At 73.8% G+C, this 17,677-nt stretch carries 16 protein-coding genes and 1 tRNA gene; 9 read left to right on the top strand and 8 right to left on the bottom strand.

Going from position 1 to position 17,677, the window contains the following annotated elements; translation table 11 throughout:
* The first annotated feature begins 151 nt into the window (after window positions 1-151).
* Complete coding sequence (locus tag ACZ58X_RS19260) at window positions 152-826, top strand: Crp/Fnr family transcriptional regulator (RefSeq protein ID WP_030288117.1); 675 nt, start codon at window positions 152-154, stop codon at window positions 824-826.
* A 107-nt stretch (window positions 827-933) separates the two neighbouring features.
* On the opposite strand, the gene ACZ58X_RS19255 is transcribed toward ACZ58X_RS19260, so the two are convergent.
* The 5 genes from ACZ58X_RS19255 to ACZ58X_RS19235 form a co-directional block, all read right to left on the bottom strand.
* Complete coding sequence (locus tag ACZ58X_RS19255) at window positions 934-1,767, bottom strand: MBL fold metallo-hydrolase (protein ID WP_470334809.1); 834 nt, start codon at window positions 1,765-1,767, stop codon at window positions 934-936.
* Between the two features lie 31 nt (window positions 1,768-1,798).
* Complete coding sequence (locus ACZ58X_RS19250) at window positions 1,799-1,972, bottom strand: hypothetical protein (protein WP_470334808.1); 174 nt, start codon at window positions 1,970-1,972, stop codon at window positions 1,799-1,801.
* A 126-nt stretch (window positions 1,973-2,098) separates the two neighbouring features.
* Window positions 2,099-2,968: an NUDIX hydrolase gene (locus tag ACZ58X_RS19245; protein ID WP_470334807.1), complete on the bottom strand. Its 870-nt coding sequence runs from the start codon at window positions 2,966-2,968 to the stop codon at window positions 2,099-2,101.
* 69 nt (window positions 2,969-3,037) lie between these two features.
* Window positions 3,038-3,505, bottom strand: coding sequence for a RidA family protein (locus tag ACZ58X_RS19240; protein ID WP_360227042.1), 468 nt, complete (start codon window positions 3,503-3,505; stop codon window positions 3,038-3,040).
* Complete coding sequence (locus tag ACZ58X_RS19235) at window positions 3,502-3,660, bottom strand: DUF4177 domain-containing protein (RefSeq protein WP_094743074.1); 159 nt, start codon at window positions 3,658-3,660, stop codon at window positions 3,502-3,504. The genes ACZ58X_RS19240 and ACZ58X_RS19235 overlap by 4 nt, the downstream gene beginning before the upstream one ends.
* Before the next feature lie 362 nt (window positions 3,661-4,022).
* On the opposite strand from ACZ58X_RS19235, the gene bagA reads away from it, so the two are divergent.
* Together bagA and bagB are read left to right on the top strand one after the other, a co-directional pair.
* Window positions 4,023-5,096 (top strand): ATPase BagA, encoded by a 1,074-nt coding sequence (bagA, locus tag ACZ58X_RS19230; protein WP_470334806.1) that lies wholly within the window; start codon window positions 4,023-4,025, stop codon window positions 5,094-5,096.
* Window positions 5,097-5,215: 119 nt separating this feature from the next.
* A complete protein-coding gene (gene bagB / locus ACZ58X_RS19225; RefSeq protein ID WP_470334964.1) occupies window positions 5,216-6,343 on the top strand; it encodes an ATPase BagB in 1,128 nt (375 codons plus the stop codon).
* Window positions 6,344-6,481: 138 nt separating this feature from the next.
* Here bagB and ACZ58X_RS19220 read toward each other — a convergent pair whose 3' ends face one another.
* Window positions 6,482-6,805 carry a WhiB family transcriptional regulator gene (locus ACZ58X_RS19220; RefSeq protein ID WP_033333275.1) on the bottom strand — a complete coding sequence of 108 codons (324 nt, stop codon included), beginning with the start codon at window positions 6,803-6,805 and terminating at the stop codon, window positions 6,482-6,484.
* 504 nt (window positions 6,806-7,309) lie between these two features.
* On the opposite strand from ACZ58X_RS19220, the gene ACZ58X_RS19215 reads away from it, so the two are divergent.
* On the top strand, window positions 7,310-9,571 hold the full coding sequence (locus ACZ58X_RS19215) for a transglycosylase domain-containing protein (RefSeq protein WP_470334805.1): 2,262 nt from the start codon (window positions 7,310-7,312) through the stop codon (window positions 9,569-9,571).
* 104 nt (window positions 9,572-9,675) lie between these two features.
* Here the strand turns inward: ACZ58X_RS19215 and ACZ58X_RS19210 are convergent, their stop codons facing one another.
* Window positions 9,676-10,128, bottom strand: coding sequence for a GatB/YqeY domain-containing protein (locus ACZ58X_RS19210; RefSeq protein WP_470334804.1), 453 nt, complete (start codon window positions 10,126-10,128; stop codon window positions 9,676-9,678).
* Between the two features lie 155 nt (window positions 10,129-10,283).
* Between ACZ58X_RS19210 and ACZ58X_RS19205 the strand changes: the two genes are divergently transcribed.
* The 3 genes from ACZ58X_RS19205 (at window position 10,284) to ACZ58X_RS19195 (ending at window position 12,142) form a co-directional block, all read left to right on the top strand.
* Entirely contained in the window at window positions 10,284-11,000 is a 717-nt protein-coding gene (locus tag ACZ58X_RS19205) for a CGNR zinc finger domain-containing protein (protein ID WP_470334803.1), read from the top strand.
* Window positions 11,001-11,024: 24 nt separating this feature from the next.
* A complete protein-coding gene (locus ACZ58X_RS19200) occupies window positions 11,025-11,969 on the top strand; it encodes a metallophosphoesterase (protein WP_470334802.1) in 945 nt (314 codons plus the stop codon).
* Window positions 11,970-12,068: 99 nt separating this feature from the next.
* A tRNA-Pro gene (locus tag ACZ58X_RS19195) sits at window positions 12,069-12,142 on the top strand.
* 276 nt (window positions 12,143-12,418) lie between these two features.
* Here ACZ58X_RS19195 and ACZ58X_RS19190 read toward each other — a convergent pair.
* Window positions 12,419-15,271: a helix-turn-helix transcriptional regulator gene (locus ACZ58X_RS19190; RefSeq protein WP_470334801.1), complete on the bottom strand. Its 2,853-nt coding sequence runs from the start codon at window positions 15,269-15,271 to the stop codon at window positions 12,419-12,421.
* 177 nt (window positions 15,272-15,448) lie between these two features.
* Between ACZ58X_RS19190 and ACZ58X_RS19185 the strand changes: the two genes are divergently transcribed.
* Entirely contained in the window at window positions 15,449-15,826 is a 378-nt protein-coding gene (locus tag ACZ58X_RS19185) for a nuclear transport factor 2 family protein (protein WP_470334800.1), read from the top strand.
* 271 nt (window positions 15,827-16,097) lie between these two features.
* Complete coding sequence (locus tag ACZ58X_RS19180; protein WP_470334799.1) at window positions 16,098-17,576, top strand: MFS transporter; 1,479 nt, start codon at window positions 16,098-16,100, stop codon at window positions 17,574-17,576.
* Window positions 17,577-17,677: the final 101 nt, after the last annotated feature.

Here is a 17,677-nt window from a genome sequence, read left to right as displayed (position 1 = left end):
CGCCGGTACGAATGGCCCCGCACGGCACACCCGGACACACCCCCTCCTCATATGATCGGAGCGACATGCGCCATGCTTGGTGATGCAGAACACTGAACGGAAACTTGCGCCGGACGGCCCACCCGCCGAACGGCCGAGAAGGAGGAAGCACGTGGACGACGTTCTGCGGCGCGCCGCACTCTTCGCGGCACTCGACGACGAACAGGCCGGCGAGCTGCGCGCTTCCATGACCGAGGTCACCCTCGCCCGTGGTGAGTCGCTGTTCCACGAGGGCGACCCGGGCGACCGGCTGTACGTCGTCGCCGAAGGCAAGGTCAAGCTGCACCGCGCCTCGCCCGACGGCCGCGAGAACATGCTGGCCGTGCTCGGCCCCAGCGAGATGATCGGCGAGCTGTCGCTGTTCGACCCGGGCCCGCGCACCGCCACCGCCAGCGCGCTGACCGAGGTCAAGCTGCTCGGCCTCGGCCACGGCGACCTGCAGCCCTGGCTGCACGCCCGCCCCGAGGTCTCCATCGCACTGCTGCGGGCCATCGCCCGCCGACTGCGCCGGACCAACGACGTGATGTCCGACCTGGTCTTCTCCGACGTGCCCGGGCGTGTCGCCAAGGCCCTGCTGGACCTCTCCCGCCGCTTCGGCGTGCAGTCCGAGGAGGGCATCCACGTCGCCCACGACCTCACCCAGGAGGAGCTGGCCCAGCTGGTCGGCGCCTCCCGCGAGACGGTCAACAAGGCGCTCGCCGACTTCGCCGGCCGCGGCTGGCTCAAGCTGGAGGCGCGCGCGGTGGTCCTGCTGGACGTCGAGCGGCTGTCGCGCCGCTCGCGCTGACGCTCCGAGCACCGCGAAGGGCCCGTCCGAGCCGGACGGGCCCTTCGGCGTTCCCGGGCGGATCGGCTCAGGATCAGCCCTGGCCCGGAATCAGCCCTGGCCCGGGATCAGCCCTGGCCCGGAATCAGCCCGTGATCCTCCAGGTACTCCAGCTGGGCCCGCACCGACAGCTCGGCGGCCGGCCAGAGCGCCCGGTCCACGTCCGCGTAGACCCGGGCGACCACCTCGGCGGCCGTCCGACAGCCCGCCTCCACCGCGGTCTCGACCTGGGCGAGCCGGGTGGCCCGGTGCGCCAGGTAGTAGTCGACCGCGCCCAGCGCGTCCGCGAGCACCGGACCGTGGCCGGGCAGCACCGTCCGCACGCCGTGCGCGGAGGCCATCGTGTGCAGGTGGCGCAGCGAGTCCAGGTAGTCCCCGAGCCGGCCGTCCGGGTGGGCGACCATCGTGGTGCCGCGGCCGAGCACGGTGTCCCCGGTGAGGACCGCGCCGTCGTCCGGCAGGTGGAAGGTCAGCGAGTCCGAGGTGTGGCCGGGCGTGGCCACCACCCGCAGATCGAGGCCGCCGACGTCCAGCCGCTGGCCGCCGACCAGGCCCTCGGAGCCCAGCCGGTGCGCAGGGTCCAGGGCCCGCACCTCGGTGCCGGTCAGCTCGGCGAACCGGGCCGCGCCCTCGGAGTGGTCGGCGTGGCCGTGGGTCAGCAGGGTGAGCGCGATCCGCTTGCCGCGCTCCTCGGCGAGGTCGAGCACCCGGCGCAGGTGGCCCTCGTGCAGCGGGCCGGGGTCGATCACCACCGCGAGGTCCGAGCCGGGCTCGGAGAGCAGCCAGGTGTTGGTGCCGTCCAGGGTCATCGGCGACGGGTTCGGCGCCAGCACGCACAGCGCCCGGGCGGTGGCCTCCCCGCCCACCGCTGCGGCCGGGTCGCCCGGCAGGACGCCGCTCATGCGCCCACGCGCCTCTCGACGATTCGCCCGCTCACCGGCCGCCCTCCAGGTCGCGGTGCAGGGCCCGCAGCGGCAGGACCCGGACGAGGGCCCGCTGGGCGACCTCGACGAACGGGACCGGACCGTCACAGGCCGCGGAACGGGGGGTCACTCGGCGGGCGGGCAGCTCGGGGGCCGTCCGGCGAGCCACAGCGTCGTGGTCCATCGGTCGTCGGTCCTTTCCGGTCGGCGTCTCTCGAAGTCGTCGTGCGACGGTTCGCACGAGGGGCTTCGTACGAGGGGGGTTCCTACGAGGGGGTTCCCGGACAGCGGGGTCCTCGTACGGAGGGGATCAGGATTCCTCGGCGGGGAACTCCCCGTCGATGGTCAGTTCGTCGTACCCGGGCCAGCGGACCGTCATCCGGTCGCCGCGGACCTCGGCCCGGCCCAGCACCGGCTCCAGCACCCGGTCGGCGGCCGCGGCCAGCGCCTCGGCGGCGGTCCGCACCGACGACAGCTCGCGCAGCACCGTGACCGTCGGCGGCAGCATGCCGAACCGGCCCTCCCGGTGGCCCAGGACCGCCTCGGCGGGCGTCAGCCAGGCGACCCGGTCGGCCTCGCCGACCTCCAGCGCCGCGCGCTGCCCGGCCGGCAGGACGGCGACGAAGAACCAGGTGTCGTAGCGCCGCTCCTCGAACTCCGGGGTGATCCAGCGGGCCCAGCCGCCCAGCAGGTCACTGCGCAGCACCAGGCCGTGGTCCCGCAGGAACTCGGCGAAGGACAGCTCGTGCGCCTCCAGCGCGGCCCGCTCCGCGGACCAGTCGCGCGGCGCGGCGACGCTCTCCGGGTCCGGTCCGGCCAGCAGCACGCCGGCCTCCTCGAAGGTCTCGCGCACCGCCGCGCAGACCACCGCCCGCGCCGTCCGGGCGTCCACCCCGAGCCGCTGCGCCCACTCCTCGGGCGACGGCCCGGCCCAGCCGGTCTCGACCTCGGCGTCCCGCGGGTCCACCCCGCCGCCCGGGTAGGCGTACATCCCGGCTGCGAAGGCCATCGAGGTGCGACGGCGCAGCAGGTAGGCCTCCGGCCCGTCGGCGGCGTCGCGCAGCAGCACGACCGTCGCGGCGGGTCTGGCCACCACCGGGGTGAGCAGGCCGGAGTCGACCGCCCGGATCCGGGCAGGCCAACCGGGCGGCATCGGGAGCGTCGTTGCTCGATGGTCCATGCCCGGATGCTAAGCGCACGAAGGCGGGGTTGGACAGGCCCGACCCCGCCTTCGTGATCACGCTCGGACTCAGGCGCTCTTGACGCGCACCTGGAGCTCGACCTCGACCGGGGCGTCCAGCGGCAGCACCGCGACGCCGACCGCGCTGCGGGCGTGCACACCGGCCTCGCCCAGCACGGTGCCGAGCAGCTCGCTGGCACCGTTGATCACGGCGGGCTGGCCGATGAAGTCGGGGGCGGAGGCGACGAAGCCGACCACCTTCACGACCTGCTCGATCAGGTCCAGGTCGCCGATCACCGACTTCACGGCGGCCAGGGCGTTCAGCGCGCAGGTCTGCGCCAGCTCCTTGGCCTCCTCCGGGGACACCTCGGCACCGACCTTGCCGGTGCTCACCAGCTTGCCGCCGACGACCGGCAGCTGGCCGGAGGTGAACACGAACTCACCGGACCGGACGGCCGGCACGTAGGCGGCGACCGGGGCGGCCACCGGCGGCAGGGTCAGGCCCAGCTCGGCGAGCTTCGACTCGACCTTGCTCATGCGTTCTTCTCCCGCTTGAAGTAGGCCACCAGCTGCTCCGGGTTCGGGCCGGGCACGACCTGGACGAGCTCCCAGCCGTCCTCGCCGAAGTTGTCCAGGATCTGCTTGGTGGCGTGCACCAGCAGGGGCGCCGTCATGTATTCCCACTTGGTCATGGCCAGACTCTAGACGAGGTGTCCCGGCGATCGCCGCCGCCCGGGCCGCCGTACCGGCCGACGCCCGTGCCGCCGTGCCGGCCCCGCACGCGCCGCCGTACCGGCCCCCGCCCACCGGCGTGTGAGGTGGGGCACAAAGGGGGCATGATTCAGTCCTGGCACCCCGGATGCTCCGGGCATCGGGAGCGCTCCCTGGTTACCCTCGCGAGAGGGCGTCCTCGCGAGGGGGCACCCCGCAGGGAGGGGCGTCCGTACGGAGCGGCACCCTCGTGGAGGGGTGCCCTCGTCCGCGAGCGGCCCCCTCGGCAGGGGCACCCCGCAGGAGGGGCGCCCGCAGGGACGGAGACGGACGGAGACGCAGCGTGGCACGCACCCCCGGCCAGGCGACCCGGCGCGACCCCGACTGGGAGGGGGTCCGGCTGCACGTGGTCAGCGGCAAGGGCGGCACCGGGAAGACCACGCTGGCCGCCGCGCTGGCCCTGGCCCTGGCCGCCGACGGCGGTCGGGTGCTGCTGATCGAGGTCGAGGGGCGGCAGGGCATCGCCGAACTCTTCGGGATCGCCGCCCTCCCGTACGAGGAGCGCCGGATCGCCTCGGTCTCCCGCCCCCAACTGGGGTTGCCGGCCGGCGAGGGCGGGCCGGGCGAGGTGCTCGCGCTGGCGATCGACACCGAGCAGGCGCTGCTCGAGTACCTGGAGATGTTCTACAAGCTCGGCCGGGCCGGCAAGGCACTGCAGAAGGTCGGCTTCGTCGACTTCGCCACCACCGTCGCCCCCGGCGTACGGGACGTGCTGCTCACCGGCAAGGCCTGTGAGGCGGCCCGCCGCAAGGGCCCGGACGGGCGGCGGCGCTACGACGCGGTGGTGATGGACGCCCCGCCGACCGGGCGGATCACCCGGTTCCTGAACGTCAACTCCGAGGTCGCCGGGCTGGCCCGGATCGGCCCGATACACACCCAGGCGCAGGCCGTGATGCGGGTGCTGCGGTCCCCGGAGACCGCGGTGCACCTGGTCACCCTGCTGGAGGAGATGCCGGTGCAGGAGACGGTCGACGGCTTCGCGGAGCTGCGCGAGGCGAAGCTCCCGGTGGGCGGGGTGATGGTCAACATGGTCCGGCCCCCGCTGCTGGACGCGGCCGCGGTGGCCGCGGTGGACGGGGACCACCGCGAGGAGGTCGCGCTGGCCCTCGGCGAGGCCGGGCTGGGCGGGCGCTCGCGCAAGGCGGAGACGGTCCGGGCGGCGGTCGAGCCGCTGATCGACCCGCTGCTGGAGCAGGCCAGGGAGCACGCCGAGCGGGTCGAGCTGGAGCGCGCGCAGCGTGCCGACCTGCAGCAGCTGCGGCTCCCGACGTACGAACTCCCGTTGCTGGGCGAGGGCGTGGACCTCGGCGGGCTGTACCGGCTGGCGGGCGAACTCAAGCGGCAGGGGGCGGCGTGACTCCGGCGAACGGCGGCAGCGGCAGCGGCAGCGGTGGCGTTGGCGGGAACGGTGGTGGCGGCGCCGGCGCCAACGGTGGCGTCGGCCGCAGCGGTAGCGGCGGCGGGAGCCGGCTCGCGGTGGACGGGCTGATCGACAACCCGAAGACCCGGATCATCGTCTGCTGCGGCTCCGGCGGCGTCGGCAAGACCACCACCGCCGCGGCGATCGGCCTGCGGGCCGCCGAGCGCGGCCGCAAGGTGGTGGTGCTGACCATCGACCCGGCCCGGCGGCTGGCCCAGTCCATGGGTCTGACCGAGCTGGACAACACCCCCCGGGTGGTCAAGGGGGTGGCCGGGGACGGCCGGCTCCACGCCATGATGCTCGACATGAAGCGGACCTTCGACGAGGTCGTGCTGGCCCACGCCGAGCCCGAACGGGCCAGGGCGATCATGGAGAACCCGTTCTACCAGTCCCTGTCGGCCGGCTTCGCGGGCACGCAGGAGTACATGGCGATGGAGAAGCTCGGGCAGCTGCGCGCCGCCGAGGAGTGGGACCTCATCGTCGTGGACACCCCGCCGTCCCGCTCGGCGCTGGACTTCCTGGACGCCCCCAACCGGCTCGGGTCCTTCCTGGACGGCCGGGTGATCCGGATCCTGACCGCGCCCGCCAAGGTCGGCGGCCGCAGCGCGATGCGCTTCCTCAACGCCGGGATGGGCCTGCTCACCGGCACCCTGGGCAAGATCTTCGGTGCCCAACTGCTCACCGACGTGCAGACCTTCGTCAGCGCGATGGACTCGATGTTCGGCGGCTTCCGCGAGCGCGCCGACCGCACCTACCAGCTGTTGAAGGCGCCGGGCACGGCGTTCCTGGTGGTGGCGGCGCCGGAGCGGGACGCGCTGCGCGAGGCGGCGTACTTCGTGGACCGGCTCGCCGCGGACCGGATGCCGCTGGCCGGACTGGTGCTCAACCGGGTGCACAGCACGGGCGCGCCGCAGCTCACCGCAGAGCGGGCGCTGGCGGCCGCCGAGGCCCTGGAGGAGAACGGCTCGGAGCACTCCTCGCCGGAGGCGGAGCTGTTGGCGGCCGGACTGCTGCGGCTGCACGCCGAGCGGATGCAGATCATGGGGCGCGAACGGCGCACCCGGGACCGGTTCGTCTCGGTGTACCCGGACGTGCCGATCGTGGAGGTGGCCGCGCTGCCGGGTGACGTCCACGACCTGGACGGGCTGCGGGCCATCGGAGGCCGGCTCAGCGGCGCGGCGTAGTCCGGGCCAGGTCCAGTGGGCCCGGGTGGGGGCCGGGCCGGGTGGGGGCCGGGCCGGTGGTCCGAGTGGTCCGGGCACTCCGGCCGGGTGGTCCGGGCCGGAACGGGGGGAGCCCCGGACCGCGAGGTGCGGCCGGGGTCAGCCCGCCTGGGCGTAGTCCGTCAGTATCACGCCGGTCGCGAGGGACTCCTCGTACTCGGTGCGGGCGGTCTCCAGCAGCCTCCGCCACGACATGACCGTCGGGCGGCGGCGCAGCAGCGCCCGGCGCTCGCGTTCCGTCATCCCGCCCCACACCCCGAACTCCACCCGGTTGTCCAGCGCGTCCGCGAGGCACTCCGTCCGGACGGGGCACCCGCTGCACACCGCCTTCGCCCGGTTCTGTGCCGCCCCCTGGACGAACAGTTCGTCCGGATCACTCGTGCGGCAGGCGGCCTGCGCACTCCAGTCGTCAACCCAGCCCATGCCGGCGCCGTCCTCTCCCGATGATTCGAGGCTCCCCCACGGCGGCAACGGCATATTCACCGTTGCCAGTTGAGGACGTTACGGAAGATGGACTGCTTGCAACAGCCCCTTCGGGCTCAATCTCGAATGACCCGATCGGACTATGGGTATCGGTCATCTCACTCGTTGGAGTGATCGCAGGTCGCGGCACTTGCCAGCCGCGAGGCCCCCACTCTCGCCGCAGGCGCCGTCACGCAGCGCAACCGTTCACTCGAACACGACAGGCCACAGCCGCCTCAAAACCCGGACAAGGGTGAGCAATTCGGGCAAGTCTCCGCACTCACAAGAGTGAGTGATGTTGACGCACCGAAGCTGTCGCAAGCTTGTGACAAGCCTAGGCGAACACCTGCCCCGGTGTACGGGAATCGGGGACGTAGGGTTCTCCCCATGGCACCGAAGCGCCCACCGGCACCCCAGCCCCCAGGCAACCCCGGAGCTCCGCGACGCAAGAGCGGCGGATCACCGATGGACCACGTCGGCAACGGCGTGAAGTTCCTGGGCGTCAGCGTGCTCTCCGGAGTCCTGCTGGCAGGCCTCGCCCTGCCCGCCGTCGGTGCCATGGGCCTGACCGCCAAGGACACGGCGGAGAGCTTCCAGAACATCCCCGACGACTTCAAGACCCCGCCGCTCACCCAGGCCACCCAGATCTTCGACGCCAAGGGCGGCCTGATCGCCAAGGTCTACGAGCGCGACCGCACCGTCCTCACCGCCGACCAGATGTCGCCCTTCATGCGGCACGCCCAGGTGGACATCGAGGACGCCCGCTTCTACGACCACGGCGCCGTCGACCTCAAGGGCATCCTGCGCGCCGTCGGCAAGAACGCGGAGAGCGGCACCGCCTCCCAGGGCGCCTCCACGCTGACCCAGCAGTACGTCAAGAACGTGAACGTGGAGAAGGCCGGCGACGACCAGGCGGCCGTCCTGGAGGCCCAGCGCAAGACCCTGGGCCGCAAGATCCAGGAGCTCAAGGTCGCGATCAAGCTGGAGGAGGACCTGACCAAGGATCAGATCCTCACCAACTACCTCAACATCACCTTCTACGGCCACCAGGCCTACGGGGTCGAGGCCGCGTCCCAGCGCTACTTCAGCAAGAGCAACAAGGACCTGACCGTCGCCGAGGCCGCCACCCTCGCCGGCGTGGTCCAGAACCCGTCGCAGTACGACCCGGTGCGCTACCCCGACAACACGGTGAAGCGCCGCAACGTCGTCATCGACAAGATGCTGGAGAACAAGCACATCACCCCCCAGCAGGCGGCCGAGGCCAAGGCCGCCCCGCTGGGCCTCAAGTACAAGGACCCGCAGAACGGCTGCATCACCGCCCAGGCGGGCATGGGCTTCTTCTGCGACTACGTCCGCCACGTGGTCAAGCAGGACCCGGCCTTCGGCAAGAACGCCGACGACCGCAAGAAGCTGTGGGACACCGGCGGCCTGAACATCTACACCACGCTGGACCCGGACAAGCAGGCCGCCGCCCAGAACGCCGTCACCAAGAAGGTCAACGTGACCGACCAGGTGTCGGCCGCGGCGACCATGATGGAGCCCGGCACCGGCAAGATCCTGGCGATGGCCCAGACCCGCCCGTACGGCCTGGACCCGAACAAGAACCAGACCGTCGTCAACCTCAACGTCGACGCCTCGATGGGCGGCGGCAACGGGTTCCAGACCGGTTCGACCTTCAAGCCGATCCTCGCCGCGGCGGCGCTGGAGGCGGGCATGTCGAACACCCAGTCGTTCCCGTCCGAGAACAAGATCGACTACCCCCAGATGTCGACCTGCAACGGCACCTGGAAGAACACCGACAAGCCCAAGGCCACGGTGAAGAACGAGTCGACCGGCGAGGTCGGCCCGTACGAGCTCAAGCAGGCCATGGCGCTGTCGGTCAACACCTACTTCGTGCAGATGGAGCAGCAGGTCGGCCTCTGCGCGATGAAGCAGATGGCCAACAAGCTGGGCATCACCCAGTCGGCGAAGGGCGACCAGTTCCAAGAGGTGCCCTCGATGGTCCTCGGCACCCTGGAGCTCTCCCCGCTGACCATGGCGAACGTCTACGCGACCTTCGCCGCCCGCGGCAAGTACTGCACCCCGGTCGCGATCAACAAGATCACCACGGTGGACGGCAAGGACATCAAGGTCCCGCAGTCCCAGTGCAGCCAGGCCTTCTCCGAGTCGACCGCGGACTCGCTCAACACCGTCCTGCTCAACGTGACCGAGAAGGGCACCGCGGCCGCCCTCGGCCTCGACGACGGCCGCAAGATCGCCGGCAAGACCGGTACCACCGACGAGAAGAAGGCCGCCTGGTTCGACGGCTACACCCCGTCGCTGGCCACCGCAGTCTGGCTCGGCGGCCCCGCCGGCGGCGTCAAGATGAAGAACATCAACATCGGCGGCAAGCACTTCGACGAGGTCTTCGGCGCCGACGGCCCCGGCCCGATCTGGCAGATGGCCATGAACCAGGCGCTCAAGGGCTCGCCGCTGGAGCCCATCCAGACCACCAACATCCCGGACCCCCAGCCGGCCACCCCGCCGGCCGGCGCCAGCCCGACGACCGACCCGAACGCCCAGCAGCCGGGCGCCCAGAACCCGCCGCCGCCGCCCGCACCGGGCGGCGGGAACCCCGGTAACCCCGGTGGGGTGATAGGAGGAGGGTTCACCCTCCCGCCGGGCATGATCGGCGGGGGCGGTAACGGCAATGGCAACGGGAACGGCAACGGCGGCAGGCACGGCTGACCGACCCGACCCCGGTACGAACGGCGAAGGGGCGCCCTCCGGATCTTCCGGAGGGCGCCCCTTCGCCGTGTCGGCGTGCGGTCGGCACGGCGCCGACGGACCGCTCAGAGCAGCGCGGCCCTCACCGCGGCAGCCACCCGGCCACCCTCGGCCAGACCGTCCACCTTCGGCTTCACCAGCTTCATCACGGCGCCCATCGCCTGCGGACCGCTCACCCCGCTCTCGGCCACGGCGGCGGCCACGATCGCGGCCAGCTCGTGGTCCGAGAGCTGCTTCGGCAGGTAACCCGCCAGCACCTCGCCCTCGGCGCGCTCGCGCGCGGCCTGCTCCACCCGGTCGGCCTTGTCGAAGGCCTCGGCCGCCTCCCGGCGCTTCTTCGCCTCGCGGGCGATCACCCGCTGCACCTCGTCGTCGGACAGCTCGCGCTTCTCCTTACCCGCCACCTCGTCACTGGTGACGGCGGACAGCGTGAGCCGGATGGTGGACGAGCGCAGTTCGTCCCGGTCCTTGATGGCAGCCGTGAGGTCCTCCTGCAGCTGCGCCTTGAGCGTCGTCATGGGCCCGAGTCTCCCACCTGGGGCGTTCCGTCGCTTGCCATTAACGGTTGCCGTCAGCGGCTGCGGTTGGCGGCTGCCGTTGACGGCAACCGCCGTCAGTCGGCCACTGACGGTCAGCCGCCACCGCTGGATCCGTAACCGCCTACCCTGGTTACATGACCGACGGAGACGGCGCAGCGGAACACCCGACCGGCCTGGTCCTCACCACCGCGACCGGCACCCGCTTCCACTTCGACCCCGGCGCCCTCTGCCTGGAACTGCTCACCACCGGCGGCCCCGGCCCGTACGCCCGGTACGAGGTGCTGCACTGCCCGTCCGACCTCACCGACTGGCTCACCCGCTCCCGGCTGCGGCTGCCCGCCGGGGGCGTACGGATCACCGACGACCAGCTCGGGGCCGCCCGCACCCTGCGCGACGCCCTCTGGCGGCTGGCCGCCGACCGCGCCCACGGCCGCCCCGGCGACCCCGCGGACCGCGCCGCCCTCAACCGGGCCGCCGCCCACCCCCCGCTCGTCCCCCAGCTCGCCCCGGACGGCACCGCAGCCGCCCCGCTGCCCGCCGACGGCGCCCAGCTCGTCTCCACCCTCGCCCGGGACGCCATCGCCCTGCTCACCGGCCCGCACGCCGAACGGATCCGGGAATGCCGGGCACACGACTGCCAGCTGCTCTTCGTCGACACCTCGCGGCCCGGACGGCGGCGCTGGTGCTCGATGGAACGCTGCGGCAACCGCAACAAGGTCCGGGCCCTGCGCGCCCGCCGGGACACCGACCCGGCCGATCCGGTCGACCTGGCCGCCCCGGCCGGCGCGGCCGACCAGGTGCAGGTCACGGCGACCGTGTCCGCACCGCGCCACCGGACGTTCACCAGCTGATCCACCGTCTGAGAGCATGGGCTGATGCGACCGCTGTACTCCGTCCCCCTCGGTGTCGCCGCTGCCGGCGCCGCCTGCCTCGCCTACTCCGTCGGGTACGAGGTACGTGCCTTCCGGCTCCGCCGCGTCGAGGTCCCCGTCCTGCCCCACGGCGCCAAGCCCATCCGGGTTCTCCAGGTGTCCGACATCCACATGGTGGCCGGACAGGGCAAGAAGCAGCGCTGGCTGCAGAGCCTCGCCGGCCTGCGCCCCGACCTCGTGGTCAACACCGGCGACAACCTCTCCGACCCGCTCGGCGTGCCCGCCACCCTCGACGCCCTCGGGCCGCTGATGGACTTCCCCGGCGTCTACGTCTTCGGCTCCAACGACTACTACGGGCCGGCCCGCAAGAACCCCGCCCGCTACCTCCAGGCCATGCGCAGCGGCGTCCACGGCATGAACAACCCCGACGGCACCGGCAACCGCGGCATCAGCGGCGCCGTCCACAACCCCTGGGAGAAGCTCCGCGACGGCTTCGACGCGGCCGGCTGGCTCGACCTGACCAACACCCGCGGCCGCCTCACCCTCAACGGCCTCGACCTCGAGTTCACCGGCCTCGACGACCCGCACATCCGCCGCGACCGCTACTCCGCCGTCGCCGGCGGCCCCTCCGCCGACGCCGACCTCTCCCTCGCCGTCGTGCACGCCCCCTACCTGCGCGTCCTCGACGCCTTCACCGCCGACCGCTACCCCCTGATCCTGGCCGGCCACACCCACGGCGGCCAGCTCTGCATCCCCTTCTACGGTGCCCTGGTCACCAACTGCGACCTCGACACCCGCCGGGTCAAGGGCCTCTCCACCCACAAGGCCGGCGGCCACCGCTCCTACCTCCACGTCTCCGCCGGCTGCGGCACCAACCGCTACACCCCGGTCCGCTTCGCCTGCCCCCCCGAAGCCACCCTCCTCACCCTCACCCCGGCCCCCCGCTGACCCGACCGGACGCCCGCCCGAAACCGGATTTCGTGTCTCGGCGAGCGTCCGGTAGAGTTCTACTCGTCGCGAAGGAGACGGAGCGACAAACAGAAGGACCGGGGTGTGGCGCAGCTTGGTAGCGCGCTTCGTTCGGGACGAAGAGGCCGTGGGTTCAAATCCCGCCACCCCGACCCAGTGCAGAGGGCCCACCGGAGAGATCCGGTGGGCCCTCTGACGTTGTGTCCGGAGGAACTCCGGGACCCCGCCCACTGCCCGTGTTCGTCCGGGTCCTGTCGGCGGCAAGGCGGCGCCGGGTGGCGGCGGGGCGATCATCTTCACCGGTCGGGGCGGTTGCGGCCCCGGTGCGTTTCTTGCGGGGTGCCGAGGCCCGAACAGGGCGGCTCCGTTCTCCATGCCCGCCGGGCGCCCGTACGGGCCGGTCCGCGATGACTGCTGCCGGTCCTGCGTCAGAGGGTGGTGGGGAGGGCGGTGCGGGAGGTGATGCCGAGTTTGGGGTAGGCCTTGTAGAGGTGGTGGGCGATGGTGCGGGGGCTGAGGAAGAGTTGGGCGGCGATGTCGCGGTTGGTGAGGCCCTGGGCGGCCAGGCGGGCGATCTGGAGTTCCTGAGGGGTCAGGGGGTTCGGGAGGGCCTGGGTGGGTTGGGGTGTGGGGGCCGGGGTGCCGGTGGCGGAGAGTTCGGTGCGGGCGCGGGTGGACCAGGGGTGGGCGGCGAGGCGGTCGAAGACCTCCAGGGCGGCCGTGAGGTGGGGGCGGGCGTCGGTGCGGCGGCGGGTGCGGCGGAGCCATTCGCCGTAGAGCAGGGCGGTGCGGGCCTGTTCGAAGGGGCGGTCGGTGGTGGCGTGCAGGTCGAGGGCGGCGCGGTAGGCGGGCTCGGCGAGCTCGTCGGGGCCGAGGAGGGCCTGGCAGCGCAGGCGTAGTGCCTCGGCCCAGGGGCGGTCGGCGGCGGTGGTCCAGCGGGCGAAGCGCTCGTAGGCCTCGGCGGCGCGGTCCGGGGTGCCGAGGCGGACGGCGGCTTCGACCAGGTCGGGGACGGCGCGGGTGGCGCTGACGTGGTGCCGGTGCGGGCCGGTGGTGAGGGCGTGGAGGCGGTCGGCGGCGCCTGCGGCGCGGCCCTGGCCGAGGTCGAGCAGGGCGAGGGCCCAGTGCGCCCAGGGGCGGCCGGCGGCGGGGGCGGCGGTCTGCGGGCCGGTGGTGGCGAGCGCGGTGGTGGCCAGTTCGGTGCAGCGTTCGGTGCGGCCGTCGAGGGCGGCCAGGTAGGCGAGCAGAGCGCTGAGTTGGCTGACCCACTGGTGCTGGCCGGTGTCCCGGGCGAGGTCGAGGGCCTCGGTGGCGGTGAGTTCGGCGTCCGCGTGGCGGCCGTGGAAGAGCTCGGCCTCGGCGAGGAAGAACTGCAGGGTGGGCATCACGCCGAGGGTGCCCTTGGCGCGGGCCTCGGCGACGAGTTCGCCGCCGAGGTCGACGGTCTCCTCGTCACGGCCCAGGACGAGGGTGGCGCCGCAGAGTTGGACCAGGTCGGCGGGGCTCTCGGCACCGGCCCGGCGGGCGGCCTCGACGGCCTCCCGGGCCGGGGGCAGGACGGCGGCCGCCGGTGCGGCGGATGGCGGCACGGCGGATGGCGGCACGGCGGGTGCCGCTGCGGTGGCGGGTCGGCCGAGGGCCGGGAGGACGGCGGCGGGGAGGTAGCGGGCGAGCGGGGCGACGGGGTCGTCGGCAGCGAGCGGAAGGGCGGCGAGCCGGTCGAGCACCTCGGCCACCGGCTCCTCCCCCGCGTACCAGGCGGCGTGGAAGGCCTGGAACAGCATCCGGGCGGCGTGGGCGGGTTCGACGACCTCGGCGGCCGTCTCGTCGGCGGCCAGAGCGAGGGCGGCATCGAGCAGCAGCCGGTACGCGGTCGGGTAGGAGCCGCGCCAGAAGTGCGCGGTGGCCCGGACGTGGTCCAGCAGGGCGTGCGCGAGGACGCTGTCGGTGCGGCCGGCGGCCTCGTCGGCGAGGGCCTCCGCACGGGCCAACTCGCCTTCCTCGGTGGCGGCTTCGGCGGCCAGCACGAGGCGGCGGGTGGCCGCGTCGCGGTCGGGGGTGAGTCGGGCGGCGCGTTCGTACGCGGCCGCGCCGCCGTGGCCGCCACGCCGACCGGTGCGGACGGCGGTGCGTTCCAGCGCGTCGGCGAGGTCGGCGTCGGGGGCGGTGGCGGCGAGGGCGAGGTGCCAGGTGCGGCGGTCGCCGTCCGGGAGCGCCCCGGCGACGGCGCGGTGGACGGTCAGCCGCTGGTGGTGCGGGGCGCGTTGCAGGATCGCGGAGCGCAGCAGCGGGTGGCGGAAGAGGATCCGACGGTCTGGAGTGACGGTGACCAGGCCGGATTCCTCGGCGGGGGCGAGGTGTTCGGCGCCGACACCGAGCACCGCTGCGGCGGGCAGCAGGACGTCCAGCTCGCCGCTCTCCTCGGCTGCGGCGACCAGCAGCAGGGTCTGGGTGGCCGGGGGCAGGCCGGTGACCTGGCCGTGGAAGGCGATCAGCAGGCGGCTGGTGAGCGGCAGGCCGCCCGCGGTGTGCGCCTGCGGGCCGGTGGTGACGGGGAGTTCGGTGAGGGCGAGCGGGTTGCCGGCGGCTTCGGCGAGCAGGCGGTCGCGGACGGCGGCGGGCAGGTCGGGGCCGGCTCGCTCGGTCAGCAGCCGGGTGGCATCGGCCTCGGCGAGGCCGGTCACCCGCACCTCAGGCAGGCCGAGTTGGCGTTCGGCGGCGGCGCCGGGCTCGGTGCGGGCGGCGAGCAGCAGGGCCACCCCTTCGGCCTGGAGGCGACGGGCGGCGAGCAGCAGGGCGTCCAGGGAGGCCCGGTCCAGCCACTGGACGTCGTCGAGCACGCACAGCAGCGGCCGGTCGGCGGCGAGTTCGGCGAGCAGTCCGAGGGTGGCGAGGCCGACCAGCAGCCGGTCGGCAGGGGCGGGAGCAGGAGCGGTGGCAGTGGCGGCGGGTGGTGCTGCGGCCGGGTCCACCGGTGCCTCACCGAGGCCGAACGCCGCCTCCAGGGCGCGCCGTTGCGGCCCGGGCAGGACGTCCAGCCGGTCCAGGCCGGGAGCCAGCAGCAGGCTCAGCCCGGCGAAGGGCAGTTCGGCCTCGTACTCGACGCCGGCCGCCCGGATCACCCGGAAGGCCGCCCCGGCCCGGACCACGGCGTCGTCCAGCAGGGCGGTCTTGCCGATGCCCGCCTCGCCACGGAGCAGCAGCGCCCCGGCGCCGCCGTCCCGCGCCCGCGCCAACAGGCCGTCCACCGCGCCCTGTTCGTGTTCCCTCCCGTAGAGCATGCCCCGACCCTACCGAGCCGGCCGCCGGCGCTCCGGCACAACGGCTACGTAGGCGGGTGCGAATACCTACGCACCCCCATGCCTATCCGTGACCGATTCGCTCGCGGCGGCCCGTCCCTACCTTTGTGAGCAGCGGGAACGACCCGCCAACCGCCCACCGGAACACGGGAGATGACCATGACCGAGATCACCACCGCCGCCCTCCAGCAGCTCGCCGAGCGCTACCTGGCGGTCTGGAACGAGACCGACCCGGCCGCCCGGCGCAAGCTGATCGACGAGGTGTGGGCCGAGGACGGCCGCTACACCGACCCGCTGGCCGCCGTGGCCGGCCGGGACGCGATCGACGCGCTGATCGGCGCGGCCCAGGCCCAGTTCCCGGGGCTGGAGTTCGCCCTCGGCCCGGTCGACGCCCACCACAACATCGCCCGGTTCACCTGGAACCTCGGTCCGGCCGGCGCCGAGCCGGTGGTGATCGGCTTCGACGTGCTGGCGGCCACCTCGGAGGGCCGGATCGGCACCGTGCACGGCTTCCTGGACCGCGTGCCGGGCGCCTGAGTCCGGGACGGACGTCCGAACCACGCGGACGTCCGGGAAACGACGCACGTGCGAGCAAGACGGACGTCCGAACCGGGCGACGTCCCAGCAGGACGGACGTACGAGCCACACGGACGTCCGATCCATACGGACGTCCAATCCATACGTACGTCCGCACCAGACGCTCGTCCGAACGCCGGGCGGCGGACCGGTCCCAGGGGCGCCGCACCCCCACGGCGGCGCCCCGCCCCCCGCCCCTGAGGGCGGGGCGCCCGAGAGAGGAGAGCCCGAGTTGAGCACCGCACTGAAAGCCCCCACCAAGGCCCCCACCAAGGCCCCCACCGAAGCCCCCGTCCCCGCTACCCCCGCCGCCCCCGCCGCCCCGTCAGCCCCAGCGGCCCCCGCGGCCCCCGCCCCCCGGGGCCTACTGCCGGTGATCCTGACCGCCACCTTCATGACCGCCCTCGACACCTTCGTCGTCAACGTCGCCGTCCCCTCCGTCCAGGCCGATCTGGGCGCCGGCCCGGCGGTGGTCCAGTGGGTGATGGCCGGGTTCGGCCTGGCCCTCGCCGTCGGGCTGGTCACCGCCGGCCGGCTCGGCGACCGGTACGGCCGCCGCCGGGTGTTCGCGCTCGGCCTGGCCCTGTTCACCCTCGCCTCGGCGGGCTGCGGCCTCGCCCCCACGGCGGCCGCGCTGGTGGGCGCCCGGGTGGCGCAGGGCCTGGCGGCCGCGCTGATGGGCCCGCAGGTGCTGGCGATCCTGCGGACGGCGTTCAGCGGCGCCGCGCAGGCCCGGGCCTTCGCCCGGTACGGGCTGACGATGGGCGTCGGCGCGGTGTTCGGCCAGCTGATCGGCGGGCTGCTGATCCGCGCGGACGTGCTCGGCCTGGGCTGGCGCAGCTGCTTCCTGATCAACCTGCCGATCGGCCTGGCCGCGCTGGCCGCCGTCCGGCGCTGTCTGCCGGAGTCGCGGGCGCCGCAGCGGCCGGGTCTGGACCCGGTCGGGGTGCTGCTGGTGACGGTCGGGCTGACCGCTCTGGTGCTGCCGCTGATCCAGGGCCCGGGCCTCGGCTGGCCGTTGTGGACGGTGCTCTGCCTCGGCGCGGCGGTCGCCGTGCTGGTGGCGTTCGCCGCGCACCAGCACCGCGGTACGGGCCGGGGCACCCCGCTGGTGGACACCCGACTGTTCCGCGGCCGCGCCTTCGGCACCGGGCTGCTCGCCCAGCTGGTCTTCTGGCTCGGCCAGGCCTCGTTCTTCCTGGTGCTCGCCCTGCACCTGCAGCTGGGCCGCGGGCTGGACGCGCTCGGCGCGGGGCTGGTGTTCACCGCGATCGGCCTCGGCTACCTGCTGACCTCGAACGCCACCCACCGGGTCACCGCGCGCCTCGGCGAGCCCCGCACGATCACCGTCGGCGGGCTGCTGATGGCCGTCGGGCTGGGCCTGCTCGCGCTCGCCGCCGACGCCGGCGCGGACGGCAGCGTCTGGTGGCTGGCTCCCGGGCTGTTCGTGGACGGCCTCGGCATGGGCCTGGTGATCGCGCCGGTCACCACCGTCGCCCTGGCGGCCGTGGAGCCGGGGCTGGCCGGTGCGGCGGCCGGGGCGGTGGCCACCGTGCAGCAGGTCGGCGGCGCCGTCGGGGTCGCGCTGATCGGCCTGGTCTACTACGGCGCCGGCGACCCGACTGCGGCCTTCGTCCGCAGCACGGTGGTGCTGGCGGTGCTGGAGCTGGTGCTGGTGGGCCTGGTCCGGCTGGTGCCGCGCCGTTCGTGAACGCCGTGGGAACCCGACCGGGTGGGCCGCCGGAGGAAGCCGGGCGGGTGGGCCGCCGTGGGAACCCGACCGGGTGGGCCGCCGGAGGAGGCCGGGCGGGC

Source organism: Kitasatospora sp. NPDC040550 (genome assembly GCF_055594965.1).
Note: the sequence above shows the minus strand (reverse complement) of the source record. Positions and strands in the feature narration are given on the sequence as shown.